This is a genomic window from Sphingobium sp. GW821-FHT02B05, from assembly GCF_059421905.1.
The window spans coordinates 168,746-190,104 of the sequence record NZ_JBWKVW010000002.1 but is presented as its reverse complement, the minus strand read 5'-3'; the positions used below and the strand labels follow the sequence as shown (position 1 = coordinate 190,104).

Sequence of the window (21,359 nt, the reverse complement as noted above, 5' to 3'; positions counted from 1 at the left end):
AGAAGGATGATGTTTCGCCTGACGGCTGCTTTGTGTGCGCTGGGTCTTGCCGGCATGGTCCATGCCGAGACGAAGGTGCCGGGCGATCCCCATGCCGACGATCCGGTCGGCATCGTCGCAGACCCCTGCCCGATCCATCCCAAGCCGACCGATCAAGCGGGATGGACGATGTGGAATCTCCACATGCTGACCCGCGATTTCGGGCAGCTCTGTCGCTATGCCGCCGCAAACAAGGCGCTGGAGGGCAGGCCCGTCCGTGCCGTCTTCATGGGCGATTCCATCACCGACAACTGGATCAATGCCGACCCGTCGATGTTCATCGACGGGCTGGTCGATCGGGGTATCAGCGGGCAGACCACGGCGCAGATGCTGGTGCGCTTCCGCAATGACGTGATCGCCCTGAAGCCGCAGGTCGTCCACATCATGGCGATGACCAACGACGTGGCCGGCAATACCGGCGCGGCGACGATGGAAACGGTGCTGGGCAATATCCAGTCCATGGCCGAACTGGCCCACGCGCATGGCATAAAGGTGGTCATCGCATCGGTCCCGCCCGCCGGCGCCTTTCCCTGGAGCCCGGCGATGAAACCGGCGCCACAAATTGCGGCCATCAATAAATGGTTGGCCGACTATGCGCGCAGCCGGGGCTTTACCTATGTCGATTATCACAGCGCCATGGCGCAGGCCGATGGTGCGATGAAGCCGGGCCTGTCCACAGACGGCGTCCATCCGACCAAGGAAGGCTATGCCATCATGCGCCCGCTGGCGCGACAGGCCATCGACAAGGCTTTGAGGGAAATCCAATGACGATGCTGGGACGCCGCACCTTCCTGGCCGGCACCGCCGCGCTGGGTCTAGCCCGCGCGGCGCGGGCCGCCAGTCCCATGGGCACCATGCGCGGGCCGGTACAGGCCAGTTGGCCTTCGCTCGTCGGCAATTACCGCTATCCCGACTGGTTCCGCGACGCGAAGCTGGGCATGTGGTCGCACTGGGGGCCGCAATCGGTGCCGGCGCAGGGCGACTGGTATGGCCGCTTCATGTATATGCAGGGCCACCCCATGTACGAACATCACCTCAAGACCTACGGCCATCCGTCGGTCGCGGGGATGAAGGATATCCAGAATCTCTGGACCGCCGACAAGTGGGAACCCGATGCGCTGATGGCTCGCTACCAAAAGGCGGGCGCGAAATATTTCATGGCGCTCGCCTGCCATCACGACAATCTGGACTGTTACGACAGCCGCTATCATGCCTGGAACAGCCTGCGGGTCGGCCCGAAAAAGGATATCGTCGGCATCTGGGAAAAGGCGGCGCGCAAGGCGGGCATGAAGTTCGGCGTGTCCAACCATGCCGCCCATGCGTGGCACTGGTATCAGCCGGCCTATGGTTATGACCCGGTCGGTCCGAAGAAGGGTGAACGCTACGACGCCTTTCGCCTGCGCAAGGCAGACGGCAAGGGAAGATGGTGGGAAGGCCTCGACCCGCAGGAACTCTACACCGGCGGTCATGCCGTGCTGCCTGACGGCATCGAAACGATCGAGGCGATGGACAAGTGGCACGACGCGAATAACGGCCAATGGATTGAAACCGGGCCGAAGGACGATCCGGCCTATGTCACCCGCTGGCTGCTGCGCCAGACCGATCTGGTCGCGAAATACAAGCCCGACACGGTCTATATGGACGATCATGAACTGCCCTTCGGTCCTGTAGGGCTGGAAGCGGCGGCGGACTATTACAACCGGTCGATCGACTGGCACGGCAAGATCGACGTCGTCCTGACCGGCAAGCAACTTAAGCCCCATGCCCGGTTCGGCATGGTGCAGGATGTGGAGCGCGGCTTCACCGACCATCTGTGGGACGAACCTTGGCAGACCGACACCTGCATCGGCGACTGGTTCTACAATGAAGCCCGCTTGCACGACAAAAGCTACAAGAGCGCGGAGGAGGTCATCCAGCGGCTGGCCGATGTCGTGTCGAAGAACGGCAATCTCATGCTCTCCATCCCGCAGCCGGGCGACGGGTCCATCGACAGCGAGACGGAGAAGGTGCTGGACGGCATGGCCGGTTGGATGACCCATGGCGGCGAGGCCATCTTCGGATCGCGACCCTGGCGCCTTTATGGCGAGGGGCCGACGCAACTGATCGCAGGGATGCAGAATGAGGAGAAGGCCAAGCCCTTCACCGCGCAGGATATCCGCTTCACCACCAACAAAGGCGCGCTCTACGCCTTGTTCCTCGGCCGGGCGCAAGGGCCTACGACCATCCGCTCACTGGCGCGCGGCCGCGTGGACGGCACAATCGGGCAGGTGACGCTGCTCGGTGGCGGTCCGCTCGCCTTCCGTCAGGATGGCGCGGGTCTGCATGTCGACATGCCGCACGCTGGCAATTTCGTTCCGGCCATCCGCATCGACGGACGCGGCCTCATCTAATGCACAGACAAGGAATTACAGGGATGATCGCAACAGGCTTTAAGGCAAAGGTGGCGGGGGTTGCGCTGGGTGCGTCCATCCTGGCGATGGCGGCGCCCGCGCTGGCCGAACCGATGGCGCTGCTGGATCGGCATGGCAGCCGCGTCGCGGTGGAACCCTACGCGCCCAATATCGTCCGCGTCACGATCGCGCTCGATCCCGTGCTGGCGTCCGCCGCGCCGGGCGAAGGGCCGAATGCCAAGCCAGACCCGACCGGCTGGACTCACCGTACCGACGCTACCGGAGACGTCTTCACCTCCTCCGCCCTCACCCTGACGATCGATGCGAAGGAATGGCCCGGCGCACCGACGCAGATGCAGCGCTATTTCGCGCCGTCTCTGCCGCCGGTCAGCCTGTCGGTCAAGGATGCCGGCGGCACCGTCCTCACCAAGATGACGGGTTGGGAAATGGCGCCCGTGACGGTGAATGGCGAGCAGACCTTCAAGGTCGGCGCCAGCTTCGACGCGCCGCTGGAAGAACATTATTATGGCCTGGGTCAGAATCAGGAAGGCTATATGGATCTGCGCGGCAAGCAGATCGACTGTTCGCACAACTATGATGCGCCCGCCGGCGAGACTGTCTGCGTCCCCTTCATGGTCACGAACAAAGGCTATGGCATCGTCTGGGACAATCCGGCGCGTACGCTGATCCAGCCTGGCCTGCACAGCAGCACCCATTGGCAAAGCCAGGTGGGCGAGCGCGTGTCCTTCTTCGTCATCACCGGCAAGACCACGGACGAACTTTACGCCGGTTATGCCAAGCTGACCGGTGAAACGCCCCTGCCGCCCAAGGCCGGCTTTGGCCTTATTCAGAGCAAGGCGCGCTATGAGAGCCAGCAGGAACTGCTCGACATCGCCAATGGCTATCGTCAGCGGAACCTGCCGCTCGATGTCATGGTGCTCGACTGGTTCTACTGGACCCGCATGGGCCAGCTCGACATCGACCGTACCTATTTCCCCGATCCCAAAGGCATGAACGATACGCTCAAATCACTGGGGATGCGCTCGATCATCAGCGTGTGGCCGCGCTTCGAGCGGGAATCGCGCTATTTCGACATGCTGGCGACCAAGGGCTGGTTCCTGAAGGACAAGGACGGCAATCCGGTCGATGGCTTGGCTGTCCGATCCGACCGCGCCGGCGCGCTGATCGACAGCACCAACCCGGAAGCGCGGGCGTGGTTCTGGGGCAAGCTGCGCGACAATATCGCGTCCCAGGGCTTCGACTGGTTCTGGCTGGACGAGACGGAGCCGGATCTGGTTCCCGATGGCTATTTCTATGCCAAGGGTTCGGGCGACCGTTATCACAACCTGTTCCCGCTGGTGCATACGACGGGCGTTGCCGAAGGGTCCGAGCGCGACCGCCCCGGCTTCCGCAACATGATCCTGGCCCGCGCCGCCTATCTGGGGGCGCAGCGCAATGGCGGCCTGTTCTGGTCGTCCGACATCAAGTCGACCTGGGAAGCGCTGGAGCGACAGGTGCCGGCCGGCCTCAACTTCACCGCGTCGGGCCTTGCTTATTGGGGCAGCGACATCGGCGGTTGGCAGTGGCCCAAGGGACCGAAGGCGGAAAATCCGATTCTGGTCGATCCGGCCGGCTCCACGGCGGCCAGCCCCGATTATGCGGACTATTCCGAATTGTTCGTGCGCTGGTTCGAATATAGCGTATTCACGCCGACGCTGCGCATTCATGGCCAACGTCCAGGCACCGCGCTGTGGGAATATGGCAAGGCGGCCGAGCCGATCCTGGCCGACTGGCTGCGCCTGCGCTATACGCTGATGCCCTATATCTATGCGCTGGGCCGCCACACCTATGACACTGGCGCGCCGTTCATGCGCGGCCTGTTCATGGACTTCCCGAACGATCCCAAGGTGTCGAATATCGGCGACCAATATATGTTCGGCCCCGCCTTCCTTGTTGCCCCGGTGACGAAGCAGGGCCAGACGAAGCGCCCGGTCTATCTGCCCGCCGGCACTGCCTGGTATGATTATTGGACCAATCAAAGACATGAGGGCGGGCAAACGATCGAAGTCGACACACCGATCGAGCGCATTCCCTTGTTCGTGAAGGCCGGGTCGATCGTGCCGATGGGCGTGCAGGTGAAGAGCACGGCCGAGAAGCAGGCGCTGGAAAGCATCCGCGTCTATCCCGGCGCCGATGCGCGCTTCACGCTTTACGACGATGACGGCACCACCAACGCCTATCGCAAGGGCGGCATGAAGGCCGAACTGGTCTGGGATGATGCCGCAAAGTCGCTGACGAGCAAGACGAAGCTGCCCACCGGCCAGGCTGTGAGCGGCCTGGTGCAGGTCGTCAGTCAATAAGGAGCTATGGTATAATGACGGGTATCAATCGCCGCGAATTGGGCATGGGTCTGGGCGCGGCTGCCCTGGGCACTTCTCTGGCAGGCAGCGGTGCCGTGCGCGCGCAGGCTGCGTCGGCTTCGGGGGCGCACGGCGCACAGTCCTTCCCCTCCGACTTCCTCTGGGGCTGCGCCACCGCTGCCTACCAGATCGAAGGCGGCGTGAACGCGGATGGGCGAGGGCAGACCAACTGGGACGTGTTTTCCCACACGCCCGGCAAGGTCGCCAATGGCGACACCGGCGACGTCGCCTGCGACAGTTATCATCGCTATAATGACGATATCGCGTTGCTGAAAGCGTTGGGGGTCAAGGCCTATCGCTTCTCCCTCGCCTGGTCCCGCATCTTCCCCGACGGCAAGGGCAAGCCCAATGCCAAGGGACTGGACTATTATAACCGTCTGGTCGACGGGCTGCTGGCGGCGGGCATCACCCCGCATGTCACGATGTTCCATTGGGATTTGCCCCATGCGCTGCCGGGCGGCTGGCAGAACCGCGATACCGCTTACGCCTTTGCCGATTATGCAGGCTATACCGCCGGGAAGCTGGGCGACCGGGTGCAGCATTTCATGACGGTCAACGAACTGCGCTGCTTCACCGATTTGAGCTACATGACCGGCGGCAAGGCGCCGGGCCTGAAGCTGCCGATGAAGGAGGTGAACCAGGTGCGCCACCATGGCGTGCTGGCCCATGGCTTGGGGCTACAGGCGATCCGCGCGGCAACCAAGAGTGGCACGCAGGTCGGCATTGCCGACAATCCGAACATCTATGTCCCCGCGATCGAGACGGCCGAGCATATCGAGGCGGTGAAGAAGGCGGTGCGCGAAGAGAACGCCATGTTCCTCACCGCGATCATGGAAGGCCGCTATATCGACAGCTATCTGACCGCGCAGGGCAAGGATGCGCCGGTGGTAAAGGATGGCGACATGAAGCTGATCGGCGCGCCGCTCGATTTCCTGTCGGTCAATGTCTATACCGGCAACACCGTTCGGGCGGACGAGACTGCGCCGTCGGGCTACAGGATCCTGCCGCATCCGGGCCAGGCGCCGCGCATGCCCTCGCCCTGGCTCTATGTCACGCCGGAGGTCATCTATTGGGGAATGCGCGCCATCAGCGAAAACTGGAAGCCCAAGGGTCTCTACATTTCCGAAAATGGCTGCTCGGCCGACGACAAGGTGGCCGAAGACGGCAAGGTTTATGACACCGACCGCGTCATGTATCTGCGCAATTACCTGACCCACCTCCAGCGCGCGACGCGCGAAGGCCTCCCGGTGAAGGGCTATTTCGTCTGGAGCCTGATGGACAATTTCGAATGGGAGGATGGCTATACCAAGCTGTTCGGCATCCACCATGTCGACTTCAAGACCCAGAAGCGCACGCCCAAGCTGAGCGCCGACTGGTATCGCGAACTGGTGCGCACCAACAAGCTGGTGTGACCATGGACACGGATGCGCCGGAAGCGGCATGCGCTTCCGGCGCATCCGAGCCGTGGCCCAGTTGTGGCAGATGGTTTTCCTCCATTGCCCTTTGTTAACCAAAGGCTCATCGGACGGCGCTACCCTGCGTCCCTTCTCATCGAACTGATCGAGCATGTCCGACCCATCAGACCTCCTCCTTGACGCAGTCACCCGCTATGCTGGATGGAGTGGCCCGATCATCGGTCTGCTGGCCTTTTTTGAATCGCTGGTCGTCATCGGCCTGTTCGTGCCTGCGATCGCGACCATGATCGCGATCGGCGGATTGATCGGGGCCGGCATCATCGATCCCGCGCCGGTCTTCGCTTGTGCCGTGGTGGGCGCTATTCTGGGTGACTGGACATCCTATGCACTGGGTTGCCGAATAGGTCCTGCCATCTATCGTCATCGCTGGTTGAAGGGGCACAAGCTGGCCTTCGCCAGAGCGCGGCTTTTCTTTCGGCGCTATGGCTTCATGTCGGTGTTGATCGGGCGGTTTCTAGGTCCGGTTCGATCCACCGTTCCGGTCGTAGCCGGGGTCGTGAAAATGCCGCAGCGCCATTTCCAGACGGCCAATATCGTTTCGGCTCTTCTATGGGTGCCCGCTCTGTTGCTGCCCGGCTATTTTGCGGGCGAAAAACTGGCGCAGTTCGACCTGCAAAGCGAGCATCTGGTGCTTATCGCCGTGGGTCTTCTCACCATTCCCATGCTGGCGGGGTGGATAGCGCTGCGCATCGCGGGCAAACCACGCGCAAAGCTGAAGCAATCATCCACCCAATAAAATCTCAGGCCCGGGTGAAGCGCCAGCGATCGTCATCGCTCTCTTGCGGATCGAAGCGATAGCCGTCGCTGTCGAAACCGCGCATCGCATCCACATCGGTAACATGATGCTCGCATAGCCAGCGGGCCATCATGCCGCGCGCGCGCTTCGCATTGAAGCTGACGAAGCGCGGGCCGTTCGGCCCCGGCTCGCGAAATTCGACCTCGACCACGCGCACGCCCGCCAGCTTGCCGTCCACGGCGGCGAAATATTCCTGGCTGGCGAGGTTCAGGATCGTTGCCGACCCTTCCTGCGCCAATTCCTGGCGCAGATGGTCGGCGATGCGATCGCCCCACCAGTCGGTCAGTTTTTTATAACGCGGCGCCCAGCGCGTGCCCATTTCCAATCGATAGGGCCGGATGTCGTCCAGCGGGCGCAGAAGGCCGTAGAGGCCCGACAATATCCGCACATGGTCCTGCGCGAAAGTGACGCCGGCTTCATCCAGCGTATCGACTTCAAAGCCGGTATAGACGTCCCCTGCAAAAGCAAACAGGGCGGGCCTTTCCGGCAATTCGGGGAAGTCCCGGAACCGGTCCGCGTTCAGCTTGGCCAGCCGCGGCGAAATATGCATGAGTTCGGCCAGCCGCTTCTGCGTCAGGTTCGCAGCGGAATGGGCAAGGCTGCGTGCTTCCTCCGCAAAATGCGGTGTCGTCGCCGAGAGCGAGGGCAGTTCGCGTTCGAAATCGAGCGTTTTGGCAGGAGACAGCAGGACGATCATGGCGGCGGCCTAGCGACAGCGGCCGCGTGCGTCAAATCAGGCGCCCGACCTATAACGCCCGGTGCTGCCCCGTACCACCAAGGCATGGGGCAGCATCAGATGGGCATCGGGATGCGGGATATTCTTGCGGAAGGATGGATCGACCAGAATATCGACGGCTGCGGCGGCCATGTCGGCCTTGGGCTGGCGGATCGTGGTGATCTGCGGCCATGCCGCGCGCGAGGATGCCGCGTCGTCGAAGCCGGCGATCGAAAGATCATCGGGGACATGCATGTCCCGCTTGATCGCAGTGATCAGCAGGCCGAGCGCCATGTCGTCATTGCAGGCGAATATGGCGCTGGGACGGGCGGTGCCACGCAGCAAAGCCTCGCCCAATTCCAGCCCTGACCGAAAGCTGAAATCGCCGCGCAGCACGAAACGATCGTCCACCGCCATGTTCGCTGCCGCCATGGCCGCGCGAAATCCCTCTTCCCGCCGGATGGAGGCGCTATGGTTCTCCGGTCCCTGTACGAAGGCAATCTGACGATGGCCAAGACCGAGCAGATAGTCAGTCATTTCCCGCGCCGCGCCATGATCGTCCATACGTACCGCGCCGCTATCCTTCGGTTCTACGGACGGGGCCATCAACACATGGGGGACGGCCGACTGACGGAACAGATCGATCAATTCGGGCGCATCGCAAATCGGTGGTGCGATGATCGCGCCGTCCAGTCGGAGGCTGGCGATGCTGTCGCGGACATGATCCTGCCAGCCGGATCGGCTCAGATCGACGGGCTCCACAACCAGATGATAGCTGCGCTCCCGACAGCGGATCAGCGCGCCATGCTGGACGTCGGCGGCATAGCCGGACACGGGATCGTCGATGAACAGGCCTAGCAGATAGGAGCGCGAACTGGACAGGCTGCGCGCGAAGGCATTGGGGCGATAGTCCAGTTCGGCCACGACCCGCTGCACCGCCTCGCGTATTTCGGGCCGGACATGATCCTCCCCATTGATCACACGTGATACGGTCTTGGGCGAGACTCCGGCGCGGGCGGCGACATCCTTGATCGTAACAGTCTTCATATCTTGTTCTCCTGCGGTCCCGCGCACAGGGCAGCGAACCGGGCGATAAAGGCGTAGCAGGCGGCCGGCACGATCAGAGCGGGCAGGAGCGCGGTCGCATCCGCCAGTATGCCGGTAAGGACGGGGATGATCGCGCCGCCCACCACAGCCATGCACAGCCACATGGATGCGACCGGCGCCTGCCGATCGTCCGCCGGCAGCGCGAGGGCATAGATGGTCGGATACATGACGGCGTTGCACAGGCCGACCGCGATGAGGGCGCCGGCGCCCAGCGCGCCGGGCAATATGATGGCCGCCAATGTGAGCGTCACGGCCCCCAGCGCGACGGCCAACAGCAACCGATGTTCGGCCATGCGTGTCATTATCCAGGCGCCGATGAAGCGCCCGGCCATGGCCCCGCCCCAATAAAGGCTGACCAATTGCCCGCCAACTACCGGCGTCACCCCTAGCCGGTCCGGGCGCATCAATATGGTGGGCAACAGGGCGCCGATCGCAACCTCCGCTCCCACATAGAAGAAGATAGCCGCCGTTCCCCACCTCAGACGGCGCAGGCGGATGAGCTGGAACATCTTCCTGGTCCCGGCAAAGGGTTGCACATCGCCGCGCTCCAGCAAATTGCGATGGCGGATATAGGCCAGGGTCAAGACCGCAGTGGCCAGCGCCGTGCCCAGAAAAGGGAGTGTCGGCGCGATGCCGCGTACGGCATCCGCGTTCAGTTCGGCCAGCAGCAGCGGCGCGCTCATCAGCGGTCCCAATACCGTCCCAAGCGAATTGAAGCCTTGCAGCAAGGTAAGGCGCCGCGCCGCACCGCGCGACGGACCGATCACCGCGACCACCGTATTTGACGCGATCTGGAGGAAAGTCTGCCCCGCCGAAAGAAGCAGCAGCGCGCCCATCACCATGGCGAACGACAGGACACTCTGCGCCATGGTCAGAGCCAGGCAGCCAGCCGTCATCACCGCCAGCCCCATCGCAATGGCACGCATATAACCGTCGCGGACGATCGCCCACGTAATTGGCAGGGCGAAGAGCAAATAGCTGGAGTGGAAGGCCAGCTGAACCAAAAGAGCCTGGCGATAGTCGAGGTGCAACATCAGTTTGAGTTGCGGCACGAGCAGGCTGATCGAGGATGTCAGGAACCCGCCAATGAAGAATACGCCGATCGACAGCTGGAACAGGCGCGTCGCGATCCGATCGCCATCGGGGACAGGCAAGGTTGACGTAGCGATAACCATCACAGGGACTTTACAGTCGATCCTTATAGGAGGTGGGCGAGGATGGGAAGCGAAGGACATTCCATGTGCGCGAACTTGACATCGATGTCAAAAACCGTGTTGACATCGTTGTCAGCCTTTGGTCAATACGCGGCACACACAATGATGTGAGTCCAGGGAGAGAGATGATGAAGAGCATTGCGCTCGTCGCGAGCACTGCGCTTGCAACCATGACGTTGGCGATGGCCCCCGCCTACGCGCAGGACAACAGCGCGCCGCAGGCCGCCCAGCAGCCCGAAAACAGATATGATGGCGACATCATCGTCACCGCCACCCGCCGCGAAACGACCCTGCAATCGACCCCGATCGCCGTGTCCGCCTTCGGTCAGGCGCAGCTGGACCGGCAGCAGGTCAAGGATGTCACCGACCTTGCGCGTTTCGTTCCCTCGCTTCAGTTCAATCAGCAGGGCGACCAGTCGGCCGTGCTGCTGACGCTGCGCGGCATCGGTAACGACAGCGCCTATACCGAAGTCGCCGACCCGGAAGTCGCCATCTATGTCGATGGCATTTATTCGCCGCGATCGCAGGGTGCGTCCGTACTGATGTACGACATGGAGCGCGTGGAAGTGTTGCGCGGTCCGCAGGGCACGTTGTTTGGCCGCAACGCCACGGTCGGCGCGCTCAGCCTGATTTCCGCCAAGCCCAAGCTGGGGGAATTTGAAGGCAATGTCGAAGTCACCGCCGGCAATTACGACCGGCTGGGCGTGCGCGGTGCGATCAACATCCCGGTCAGCGATACGCTGGCCTTCCGCGTCGCCTTCGTCACCGACAGGCATGACGGCTATGCCGATTTCCAGCCGGCGCCCGACGCGACCGGCATCAACAAATCCGCCTTCGTGACCGGCGGCAAGAAATATTATGCGGCCGACCAGCAGTCCGGCCGCGTGTCGATGCTCTGGCAGCCGAGCGACAAGTTCAGCTGGAATCTGTCGGCCGAAGGTTTCCTGGACAATGGCGCGCCGGTCATCGGGCTGCTCCAGACGCCCCGCGCTGGAACCAAGCGCTGGTCGACGCTGAGCGACACCGCGCCCGACACCGACCGTTATTCGGTCGGGGTGCGCAGCAGCATGAATTACGACCTGACCGACGGCATCCAGTTGAGCTACATCGCCGGCTGGTCGCGGATCGGCGGATCGACGCAGACCGATGCGGATGGTGGCGCCATGCCACCCACGGGACAGGTCGATGCCAGCGGCAATGATCTGCCCTTGGGCGCGTTCGGTGAAAACCGCACCCTGTCGTCGCGCTATGATTTCCAGAGCCATGAGATCCAGCTGAAATCATCGGGTGAGCAAGCGATCGACTGGATTTTGGGTGCCTATTACAGCCATGAAAAGAACCGCATCCGCTTCGACATCGACCAGCGCAACGGCTATCGCGACGGCACCTTCAGCTGGGCCGGCAGCTTCATCCAGGCCAATCGTCAGATCGACAGCCGCGCCGTGTTCGGTCAGGCGGTATGGCACGTCAACGACGCGATCCGCCTAACCGGCGGCCTGCGCTACACGTCCGACAAGAAGCAGGACATTGGCGGCCGCAACGTGACCTATTCGGGTGAGGGCTGCTCGGATGCCGACAAGCTGCCCGGCGGTCGTTGCACCGGCGGCATCTTCGGCGCCTATCCGGGCGCCACGGCAGAGGAATTGGCTGTGCTGCTGCCGGGCTTCTCCATCTCCAGCAACGATGTGAAGGGCAAATGGGACAAGCTGACCTATCTGGCCCGCGTCGATGCGGATCTGGCGCAGGATGTGCTGGGCTATGCCAGCATCAGCACGGGCTTCAAGTCGGGCAATATCCAGGACAATGCCGGCCGGACCGATCCGGAAACGCTGACCAATTATGAAGTAGGCCTCAAGTCCCGATTCCTGGACCGCCGCGTGACGCTCAACCTTGCCGCTTACTACAGCGACTTCAAGGGCTATCAGGTGAACCAGGCCGTCACCTTCCGCGACGATCAGGGTAATGTGGTTCGCAGCCAGATGATTACGCAGAACGCCAAAGGTGCCAAGGCCTATGGCCTGGAAGCGGAAATGGTCGCCAATCTGACCGACAATGACCGTCTGCAATTTTCCGGCACGCTCCAGAAGACCAAGCTGGAGGAATTGGCCAGCGTCGATGGGCGGCTGTACGATGGCGGCAAGCTGTCCTCGATCGCCCAGCTTGAAGGCAATGAACTGGCCCATGCGCCGCGCTTTTCCGCGACGCTCAGCTACGAGCATGATTTCGTAATGGCAAGCGGCGCGCGGATCACCCCGCGCTTCACCACCCATTATGAGACGAAGAGCTGGCTCAGCTATTTCAACGGCGATGCCAATCCGTTCGTCAATGCCAACGACCCGGCCGACAATATGCCGAACCGGGGCACCAACGGCACGGATTGGGACCGGCAGAAGGCCTATTTCCGGTCGGATGCGTCGATCCGCTTCACCGCACCGGACGAGAAATATTCGGTCGAGGCCTTCGTCCAGAATATCGAAAACGGGAAAATTCGTACCGGGGCCGGCGCGTTCGGCGCGCCGCGCTACGATCCGATCTTCCTGTCCAACCTTCAGCCGCCGCGCACCTGGGGCGTGCGCGCCCGCGCGAACTTCTGATAGCGCCCAGCGACCGGCTTTCCTTCCCCAGCCGGTCGCCCTTCAGGCGGCGGATGCCACCCCTCCCCCAATGGGCGTCCGCCGCCACTTTTCCACCGTCCAGACGAAAGACCGGCCATGACGCGCCCCGCCCTGATCGCCATCTTCCTGCTCGGCAGCGCTTATGTGCCGACCACCCAGGCCCAGCCGCCCGCAACGACGGCCGGCAGCAATCGTGCTTTGTCGACTGAAGCGCGGGCCAGGGCGCTGGTCGCGGCCATGACCACGCAGGAGAAGCTGGCGATCGTCCATGGCTATTTTCCGCCCATGGCAAAGCCGCCGCAGCCGATCGCGATGATCCCGTCGGCCGGGCATGTGCCGGGCATCCCGCGCCTCAGCATCCCGACATTGCGCGAAAGCGACGCAAGCCTGGGCGTCGCCAACCAGATCGAGCAGCGCAAGGGCGACACCGCGACCGCCCTGCCCGCCAGTCTGGCCACCGCGGCGACCTTCAACCCGGCCATAGCCTATGCCGGCGGTGCGATGATCGGGGCGGAGGCGCGGGCGAAGACGTTCAATGTGCTGCTCGCCGGTGGTGTCAACCTGACCCGCGATCCGTGGAACGGGCGCAATTTCGAATATCTGGGCGAAGACCCGCTGCTGGCGGGCGTTATGGCCGGCGAACATATTCGCGGCGTCCAGAACAACCATATCGTATCGACCATCAAGCATTTCGCGCTCAATTCCCAGGAAACCGGGCGCACCGTGCTGGATGCGCGGATCGACAAGGCAGCGTTGCGCGAAAGCGACCTGCTGGCCTTCCAGATCGCGACGGAGATCGGCGACCCGGCGTCCGTCATGTGCGCCTATAACAGGGTGAATGGCGACTATGCCTGCGAGAATGACTGGCTGCTCAACACGGTCCTGAAGAAGGGCTGGGGGTACAAGGGCTGGGTCATGTCCGACTGGGGGGCGGTCCATTCGACGGAGAAGGCGGCGCTGGGCGGACTGGATCAGGAATCGGGTCAGGAACTGGATGATGCCATCCATTTCGGCAAGCCGTTCGAGGAGGCGGTCAAGGCCGGGCGCATTCCCATGGCGCGGCTGGACGATATGGTGCAGCGCATCCTGCATGGCGTGATCGCCAGCGGCCTGATGGATGATCCGGCACCGGAAAGCCCGCGACAGATCGATTATGCCGCCCATGCCGATGTCGCCCAGAAAGCGGCGGAAGAAGGCATCGTCCTGCTCAAGAACGAGGGCAATCTGCTGCCGCTGGCCAAGAGCGCGCGGCGGATCGTCCTGATCGGTGGCCACGCAGATGTCGGTGTGCTGTCGGGCGGCGGATCGTCGCAGGTCCGCTCGGTTGGAGGGGCACCCGTCGAAATTCCGCTGACCAAGGGGGCGGCAGCATCCTTCGCGCGCATGACGTGGCATGCGTCTTCGCCAATGAAGGCGATCCAGGCGATCGCGCCGCAGGCCGACGTCACCTATATCGACGGCAGTGATCCCAAGGCGGCGGCGCAAGCAGCGCGGCAGGCCGACCTTGCCATCGTCTTTGGCTGGCAGTGGCAGACGGAGGCGCAAGACCCCGAAAATATGCGCCTGCCCGACAAGCAGGATGCGCTGATCGACGCGGTCGCGACCGCCAACCGCAAGACGGTCGTCATGCTGGAAACCGGTGGCTCTGTTGAAATGCCCTGGATCGCCAAGGTGCCCGTGCTGTTACAAGCCTGGTATCCCGGCCAGCGCGGCGGTGAGGCTATAGCGAACATCCTTTTTGGCGATGTGGCACCTTCGGGTCGCCTGCCTATCACCTTTCCAGCGCGCGCGGATCAAGCGCCACGCCCCGCGCCATTGGGCCTCGCCGAACTACATGCCGCCGATGCGCGGCGAGAGGCCGGCGATACGGCCAATTACGGGATGACCGGTGGCGTGGCACCATTTGCGGTCGATTATCCCGAAGGCGCGGAGGTTGGATACCGCTGGTATGCCATGAAGGGGGTAAAGCCGCTTTTCCCCTTCGGCTACGGCCTGAGCTACACCAGCTTCACCTATGCCAATTTGAAGGTGCAGGACGGCACCACGCTCACGGTCAACTTCGACGTCACCAATGCCGGCAACCGGACCGGTGCGGATGTGCCGCAACTTTATGTCCAGGCGAAGGGCAGCGCAGGCATCGACGCCTGGCGGCTGGCCGGGTTCCACAAGCTCAGCCTGTCCCCCGGCGAAACGCGGCGCGTGACGATGACCGTCGATCCGCGCCTGATCGCCCGGTTCGAAGAAGGCGCGGGCTGGCGGCTCGATGGTGGTAGCTATGCACTGGCCATCGGCCATCACGCCGGCGACATGGCGTTGAAGGGCTTGGCCAAACTCGACCCTTTGAGCCTGAAGCCCTGACCCCTAGAGGTTCGACGCCACCTGTCGGCGCAGCAGATCGGACACGGCAGCCATCCGGGCCAGCTTCGTCATGTCGCGGTGCGTCACCAGCCAGAAACTGCGCGTGATTTCCACCGTGTCGGCCAGGATGCGGGTCAACCGGCTGTCCTGGTCCGCCATGAAATCGGGCAATACACCGATACCGGCGCCTTCGATGACCAGCCGCCGCTGGATGCCTATGCTGCTGGATCGGAGGGTCGCTTCCAGTCCGGTATCCACTTCATCCAGATAGTCCAGTTCCGGGGTGAACAGAAATTCCGGCACATAGCCGATCAATGTGTGGCCGCTTAGGTCTGACCGGACCTGCGGCCGCCCATGTCGTTCGACATAGGCCGTTGAAGCGTAGAGATGCAGGCCATAATCGGCAAGCCGCTGCACGGTCAGATAACCACTTTGCGGCCGCGCCAGCATGACGGCCATGTCGGCCTCTCGCTTTGACGGATTGAGGAAGCCAGACGCCGTCACCACATCCAGATGAATACCCGGATGTTCTTCATGAAAATCGCGCAGGCCGGGTGCTAATATCCATGTACCGAAGCCTTCCGCAACGGACAGGCGCACATGGCCGCTCAAACTGTGCCGTTCGCCGCGCACATCGACCAAGGCGTCGATCGCCGCACCTTCCACGCTTTCGGCATGGCGCAGTAAAACGGTGCCGCGCTGGGTCAACACTCGTTCACCACCTGATTGCTCGAACAATTTGGTGCCCAGCGCCTGCTCCAACCGGGTCATGCGGCGCGTTATGGTGGTGGGATCCATACCGAGCGATCTTGCGGCAAGTGCCAAGCGTTTCAAGCGGGCCACGGCCAGAAAGATGCGCAGATCGTCCCAGTCGAACATTGTTAATCCTGCAAAAATGCAGACACAGTCTGCGAAATTTATTGATTGCGCGCAATATCGCATGAAGTCATGATCCGAGCAAATTTTAGCGAGAGGTTCCAATGCGCGACATTTCCCACAAGCTCGCCTTTGCCCATGATGGTAAGGCGGCGCGCTACAGCGACGTGTTCGATCCCAATAACGGCACGGTGCAGGCGCGTGTCGCATTGGGGGACAAAGCCTTGCTGGATCGCGCGGTCGAGGCCGCCAAGGCGGCGCAGCCGGCTTGGGCAGCGGTAAACCCGCAGCGTCGCGCCCGCGTGATGTTCAGCTTCAAGGCGCTGGTCGAAAAGAATATGGACGAGCTGGCGCATCTGCTCAGCTCAGAACATGGCAAGGTGATCGCCGATGCCAGGGGCGACATCCAGCGCGGGCTGGAAGTCATCGAATTTTGCTGCGGCATCCCTCATGTCCTCAAGGGCGAATATACCCAAGGGGCGGGGCCAGGCATCGACGTCTATAGCTTCCGCCAGCCGATAGGCATCGGTGCGGGCATTACGCCCTTCAACTTCCCCGGCATGATCCCGCTATGGATGTCGGGCGTCGCGATCGCGACCGGCAATGCCTTCATCATGAAGCCGTCCGAGCGCGATCCATCGGTGCCCGTACGCCTGGCCGAACTGTTCAGCGAAGCCGGCCTGCCCGACGGCATTCTTCAGGTCGTGCAGGGCGACAAGGAAATGGTCGATGCCATTCTCGATCATCCGGATATCTCCGCGATCAGCTTTGTCGGGTCGTCGGATATCGCCCATTATGTGTACAAGCGCGGGGTCGACAACGGCAAGCGCGTGCAGGCCATGGGCGGGGCGAAAAATCATGGCATCGTCATGCCGGACGCGGACCTCGATCAGGTGGTGAACGATCTGTCCGGCGCCGCCTTCGGGTCGGCGGGCGAACGCTGCATGGCCCTTCCCGTCGTAACCCCGGTGGGCGAGAAAACGGCGATCGCGCTGCGCGAAAAGCTGATCCCTGCGATCGCAGCTTTGCGCGTCGGCGTCTCGACCGATCCTGACGCCCATTATGGCCCGGTCGTCACCGCCGCGCACAAGGCGAAGATCGAAAACTATATCCAGATGGGCGTGGACGAAGGCGCGGAGCTGGTTGTCGATGGTCGCGGCTTCACGCTTCAGGGGCATGAGGAGGGCTTCTTCGTCGGCCCCACGCTTTTCGATCATGTGAAGCCGACCATGCGCACATATCAGGAGGAAATTTTCGGTCCGGTACTCCAGATTGTGCGCGCCGAGAGCTTCGAAGAAGCGCTGAAGCTGCCGAGCGAACATCAATATGGCAATGGCGTCGCCATCTTCACGCGCAATGGCCATGCCGCCCGCGAATTTGCCGCGCGGGTCAATGTCGGCATGGTCGGCATCAACGTGCCGATCCCGGTACCGGTCGCCTATCACAGCTTCGGTGGCTGGAAACGCTCGTCATTCGGCGACACCAACCAGCATGGCATGGAAGGCGTGAAATTCTGGACCAAGGTCAAGACCATCACGCAGCGCTGGCCGGACGGTGGCGGCACTGGCGACAGCGCATTCGTTATCCCGACCATGGGATGAGGCTGTTTGCGGGGAGCACAGCACCTCCGCACGATGTCGGTGGATTCTGGAAGGTCGCCGGCTAAACTCGGGCGCGCGCATAGCTCTTAGGCACGCACGCGCACCTTTTAGGACCGACATATGACTCAATTCGACCTGACCGACGATCAGCGTGCCATTCAAGACATGGCGCAGCGTTTCACCGCTGACGCCATCACGCCACACGCGGCCGAGTGGGACGAAAAGCATATCTTCCCCCGCGACACGATCCGCGCTGCCGCGGAACTGGGCTTTGGCGGCATCTATGTATCGGAAGAGGCCGGCGGAATCGGTTTGGGTCGGCTCGAATCCGCGCTTATCATGGAAGCCATGGCCTATGGTTGTCCATCGACCAGCGCATTCATTTCCATCCACAACATGGGCGCATGGATGATCGACCGGTTCGGGTCGCAGGCGGTGAAGGACAGATATCTGCCCGACCTGGTGCCGATGACGCGCATGGCCAGCTATTGCCTGACCGAGGCGGGTGCCGGATCGGATGCTGCGGCACTTAAGACCAGGGCTGTTCGGGACGGCGACCATTATGTCGTCACGGGGTCGAAGCAGTTTATTTCCGGTGGCGGCGAGAATGACGTCTATGTCGTCATGGTCCGTACGGGTGAGGACGGGGCGAAGGGCATTTCCTGCCTCGTCATCGAAAAGGATATGCAGGGCGTGAGCTTCGGCGCGCAGGAGCGCAAGCTGGGCTGGCATAGCCAACCGACCGCGCAGGTCAATTTCGACGCGGTGCGGGTGCCGGTCGCAAATCTGGTCGGCAGCGAGGGCGAAGGCTTCCGCATTGCGATGATGGGGCTGGACGGTGGCCGGCTCAACATCGGCGCATGTTCGCTGGGTGGCGCACAGCGGGCTATCGACGAAACCGTGCGCTATACCAAGGATCGCAAACAGTTCGGCCAGTCGATCGCCGATTTCCAGAATACGCAGTTCACCCTGGCCGACATGCAGACGGAATTGGAGGCGGCGCGTACCCTGCTATACACCGCTGCCGTCAAGGTGACGGACAATACAGCTGACAAGACGCGCTTTGCGGCCATGGCCAAACGCTTTGCCACCGACACCGGTTCATCTGTAGTGGATCGCGCGCTGCAACTACATGGCGGCTACGGCTATCTGATGGACTATCCCATCGAACGAATCTGGCGCGACCTGCGCGTTCATTCGATCCTGGAGGGCACCAATCAAGTGATGCGCATGATCGTCGCCCGCGACATGCTGCGCGCGTGAAGGAGCAGGCCATGACCGACCAAGTTTTGACCATCATCGACAATGGCGTGGGCCGTATCCGGCTGAACCGTCCCAGGGCGATCCACGCCCTGACGCCCGACATGTGCGAGGCGATCAATCTGGCGCTATTGGCATGGCGGGACGATCCGGCCGTGGTCGCCGTGATGATCGACCATCTGCCCGCCGCCGATGGCGACCCCAAATTGTCGCGCGGCTTTTGCGCCGGCGGGGACATCGCGCTGATCGCGAACAGCGCAAAGACCGACTGTGTAGAAGCCGAGCGGTTCTTCCATGTCGAGTATCGGATGAACCATCTGCTGTTCGTTTATGATAAGCCGATCGTCGCCTTCATCGACGGCATCGTCATGGGTGGCGGCGTCGGCCTGTCCCTGCCATGTCGCTATCGCGTGGCGACCGAGCGAACGACTTTTGCCATGCCCGAAACCGGTATCGGCCTGTTTCCCGACGTCGGTGGCGGCTGGTTCCTGCCCCGCCTGCCCGGCCGGATCGGTGCCTGGCTGGCGACGACGGGATCGCGGATCAACGGGGCAGATTGCGCAGCCTTCGGTATCGCCACCCATTATATCCGGTCCGGCAAGCTGGACGCGCTCAAGGCCGAGATTGTGGCCGATCCGACCGCTTTGTCGGCCCTGCTGGATCGCGCTAACGAAACGGCCCCGAACTCATCCCTGTTGGCGCAGCGAAACAGGATAGACAAGCTGTTCGCATCAGACCGCTACGAGGAGATATTGGCCGCGCTGGCCGCCGATGGATCGGAATGGGCACAAAAGCAGTTGGCCGTGCTTGCCACGAAATCGCCGCAGACGGTCAAGGTCGCCCTGCGCCAGTTGGTGGAAGGCGCCGCATTTACCGATTTTGCCGACAATATGCGCAACGAATATCGCCTCGCCCACCATATCATCCGCCGGCCTGATTTTGTCGAAGGCGTACGCGCCGTGATCTTCGACAAGGATAATGCGCCGCGATGGACCCCCGCCACGCCGGAAGCCGTGGACGACGCACTGATCGACAGTCTTTTCACGCCACTTGCGTCGGAGGAGGAATGGACGCCTCTACTGGGGGCAGGCAATTCGACATGGTCCCGATCGGAACCGACGACAAGGCGCGGGCACCAATAGACTATGGGCACATAGGATTGCCCTCGAACAATCGTTACAAGGAGCAGGATGTGACTGAGACAATCGCCTTTATCGGCCTGGGCAATATGGGCGGTGGCATGGCCGCCAACCTAGTCAAGAACGGCTATGCCGTGCGCGCCTTCGACCTGTCCGAAGACGCGCTGACCAAGGCGGAAGGCGCGGGTGCCGTTCGGTCCGTCAGCGCCGCCGATGCGGTATCCGGTGCCGACGCCGTAGTGACCATGCTGCCAGCCGGCAAGCATGTCGAAGCCGTCTATAATGAGGCCGTGTTTGGTGCGGCAAAGGCGGGCGCGCTGTTGCTCGACTGCTCGACCATCGATGTCGCGACGGCCCGCCGGGTCATCGCTGTTGCGCTGACCAAGGGGTTCGACATGATCGATGCGCCGGTTTCCGGCGGCATCGCTGCTGCCAATGGCGGCACGCTGACCTTCATGGTCGGTGGGCAGGACGACGCTTTTGCCAGGGCGAAGCCGATCCTGTCGACCATGGGCAAAGCCGTGATTCACGCCGGCGGCGCGGGCAATGGGCAGGCGGCCAAGATTTGCAACAATATGCTGCTCGGCGCGACCATGGTGGCGACGTGCGAAGCCTTTGCGATGGCGCAGAAGATCGGCCTGGACCCGCAAACCTTCTATGATATTTCCAGCGTATCGTCCGGGCAAAGCTGGTCGATGACAAGCTATTGTCCGCTGCCTGGCGTCGGGCCACAGACGCCAGCCGATGCGGATTATCAGGGCGGTTTTGCCGTTGCCCTGATGCTCAAGGATCTCAAGCTGGCTCTGGAGGCCGCCTCGTCTGTCAATGCCAGTGTGCCTATGGGCGCACAGGCAGAAAGCCTGTATCAGTTGCTGGTCAACAAGGGTGAGGGTGGGCGTGATTTTTCGTCCATGATTGAGCTTTTGAGCTGAACCGTGGCCCGGTCCCACTAGGCCTGCGGTCAGACGGAGAGATAGCTAATGCGCGTAATGGTGCTGGTGAAAGCCACGGAAGATAGTGAAAAGGGGTATCGGCAGTCGCCCGAAACGGATGCGATGATGGAAGCGATGGGCCGTTTCAACGACGCATTGCGCGACGCCGGCATCCTTATCATGGCCGATGGCCTCACCCCGTCTTCCGCCGGCGCGCGCGTCGCATTCGCCCACGCCGAACGAAGCGTCATCCACGGACCTTTCCCGGAGCCGCGGCAGTTGGTCGCCGGCTTTTGGATATGGGAGGTCAAGGACATGGAGGAGGCGATCGCTTGGGTGCAGCGATGCCCCAACCCCATGCCGGGACCGAGCGAGATCGAAATCCGTCCTTTCCACGAACTCAGCTGATGCCAGCCTCCATA

At 62.4% G+C, this 21,359-nt stretch carries 16 protein-coding genes; 12 read left to right on the top strand and 4 right to left on the bottom strand.

What is annotated here, in order from left to right; all coding sequences use genetic code 11:
- The first annotated feature begins 6 nt into the window (after nt 1–6).
- The 5 genes from AC07UX_RS10680 to AC07UX_RS10660 all read left to right on the top strand — a co-directional run bounded on the left by AC07UX_RS10680 (nt 7) and on the right by AC07UX_RS10660 (nt 7,060).
- Nucleotides 7–807: a GDSL-type esterase/lipase family protein gene (locus AC07UX_RS10680; protein WP_495191977.1), complete on the top strand. Its 801-nt coding sequence runs from the start codon at nt 7–9 to the stop codon at nt 805–807.
- Complete coding sequence (locus AC07UX_RS10675; protein WP_495191976.1) at nt 804–2,429, top strand: alpha-L-fucosidase; 1,626 nt, start codon at nt 804–806, stop codon at nt 2,427–2,429. The genes AC07UX_RS10680 and AC07UX_RS10675 overlap by 4 nt, the downstream gene beginning before the upstream one ends.
- 23 nt (nt 2,430–2,452) lie before the next feature.
- Nucleotides 2,453–4,789 carry a glycoside hydrolase family 31 protein gene (locus AC07UX_RS10670; protein ID WP_495191975.1) on the top strand — a complete coding sequence of 779 codons (2,337 nt, stop codon included), beginning with the start codon at nt 2,453–2,455 and terminating at the stop codon, nt 4,787–4,789.
- 14 nt (nt 4,790–4,803) lie between these two features.
- On the top strand, nt 4,804–6,261 hold the full coding sequence (locus tag AC07UX_RS10665; protein ID WP_495191974.1) for a GH1 family beta-glucosidase: 1,458 nt from the start codon (nt 4,804–4,806) through the stop codon (nt 6,259–6,261).
- Nucleotides 6,262–6,415: 154 nt separating this feature from the next.
- Nucleotides 6,416–7,060 carry a DedA family protein gene (locus AC07UX_RS10660; protein ID WP_495191973.1) on the top strand — a complete coding sequence of 215 codons (645 nt, stop codon included), beginning with the start codon at nt 6,416–6,418 and terminating at the stop codon, nt 7,058–7,060.
- Nucleotides 7,061–7,064: 4 nt separating this feature from the next.
- Here AC07UX_RS10660 and yaaA read toward each other — a convergent pair whose 3' ends face one another.
- From yaaA to AC07UX_RS10645, 3 genes are read right to left on the bottom strand one after another with little or no spacing between them, the layout of a single operon-like run.
- The gene (yaaA, locus tag AC07UX_RS10655; RefSeq protein ID WP_495191972.1) at nt 7,065–7,817 is read right to left on the bottom strand and encodes a peroxide stress protein YaaA; all 753 of its coding nucleotides are present in this window, start codon (nt 7,815–7,817) and stop codon (nt 7,065–7,067) included.
- Nucleotides 7,818–7,853: 36 nt separating this feature from the next.
- Nucleotides 7,854–8,882: a LacI family DNA-binding transcriptional regulator gene (locus AC07UX_RS10650; protein WP_495191971.1), complete on the bottom strand. Its 1,029-nt coding sequence runs from the start codon at nt 8,880–8,882 to the stop codon at nt 7,854–7,856.
- Nucleotides 8,879–10,117 (bottom strand): MFS transporter, encoded by a 1,239-nt coding sequence (locus AC07UX_RS10645; RefSeq protein WP_495191970.1) that lies wholly within the window; start codon nt 10,115–10,117, stop codon nt 8,879–8,881. The genes AC07UX_RS10650 and AC07UX_RS10645 overlap by 4 nt, the downstream gene beginning before the upstream one ends.
- 167 nt (nt 10,118–10,284) lie before the next feature.
- On the opposite strand from AC07UX_RS10645, the gene AC07UX_RS10640 reads away from it, so the two are divergent.
- Together AC07UX_RS10640 and AC07UX_RS10635 are read left to right on the top strand one after the other, a co-directional pair.
- A complete protein-coding gene (locus AC07UX_RS10640) occupies nt 10,285–12,750 on the top strand; it encodes a TonB-dependent receptor (RefSeq protein ID WP_495192282.1) in 2,466 nt (821 codons plus the stop codon).
- A gap of 117 nt (nt 12,751–12,867) precedes the next feature.
- Nucleotides 12,868–15,129, top strand: a complete 2,262-nt coding sequence (locus AC07UX_RS10635; protein ID WP_495191969.1) for a beta-glucosidase family protein — start codon at nt 12,868–12,870, stop codon at nt 15,127–15,129.
- A gap of 3 nt (nt 15,130–15,132) precedes the next feature.
- Here the strand turns inward: AC07UX_RS10635 and AC07UX_RS10630 are convergent, their stop codons facing one another.
- Nucleotides 15,133–16,008 carry a LysR family transcriptional regulator gene (locus tag AC07UX_RS10630; RefSeq protein WP_495191968.1) on the bottom strand — a complete coding sequence of 292 codons (876 nt, stop codon included), beginning with the start codon at nt 16,006–16,008 and terminating at the stop codon, nt 15,133–15,135.
- 101 nt (nt 16,009–16,109) lie between these two features.
- Between AC07UX_RS10630 and AC07UX_RS10625 the strand changes: the two genes are divergently transcribed.
- The 5 genes from AC07UX_RS10625 to AC07UX_RS10605 all read left to right on the top strand — a co-directional run bounded on the left by AC07UX_RS10625 (nt 16,110) and on the right by AC07UX_RS10605 (nt 21,345).
- Nucleotides 16,110–17,606 (top strand): CoA-acylating methylmalonate-semialdehyde dehydrogenase, encoded by a 1,497-nt coding sequence (locus AC07UX_RS10625; RefSeq protein ID WP_495191967.1) that lies wholly within the window; start codon nt 16,110–16,112, stop codon nt 17,604–17,606.
- 120 nt (nt 17,607–17,726) lie between these two features.
- A complete protein-coding gene (locus tag AC07UX_RS10620) occupies nt 17,727–18,869 on the top strand; it encodes an acyl-CoA dehydrogenase family protein (protein ID WP_495191966.1) in 1,143 nt (380 codons plus the stop codon).
- Between the two features lie 11 nt (nt 18,870–18,880).
- Nucleotides 18,881–20,008, top strand: a complete 1,128-nt coding sequence (locus AC07UX_RS10615; protein ID WP_495191965.1) for an enoyl-CoA hydratase/isomerase family protein — start codon at nt 18,881–18,883, stop codon at nt 20,006–20,008.
- A gap of 50 nt (nt 20,009–20,058) precedes the next feature.
- A complete protein-coding gene (gene mmsB, locus AC07UX_RS10610; protein WP_495191964.1) occupies nt 20,059–20,937 on the top strand; it encodes a 3-hydroxyisobutyrate dehydrogenase in 879 nt (292 codons plus the stop codon).
- A 48-nt stretch (nt 20,938–20,985) separates the two neighbouring features.
- Entirely contained in the window at nt 20,986–21,345 is a 360-nt protein-coding gene (locus AC07UX_RS10605; protein ID WP_495191963.1) for a YciI family protein, read from the top strand.
- Nucleotides 21,346–21,359: the final 14 nt, after the last annotated feature.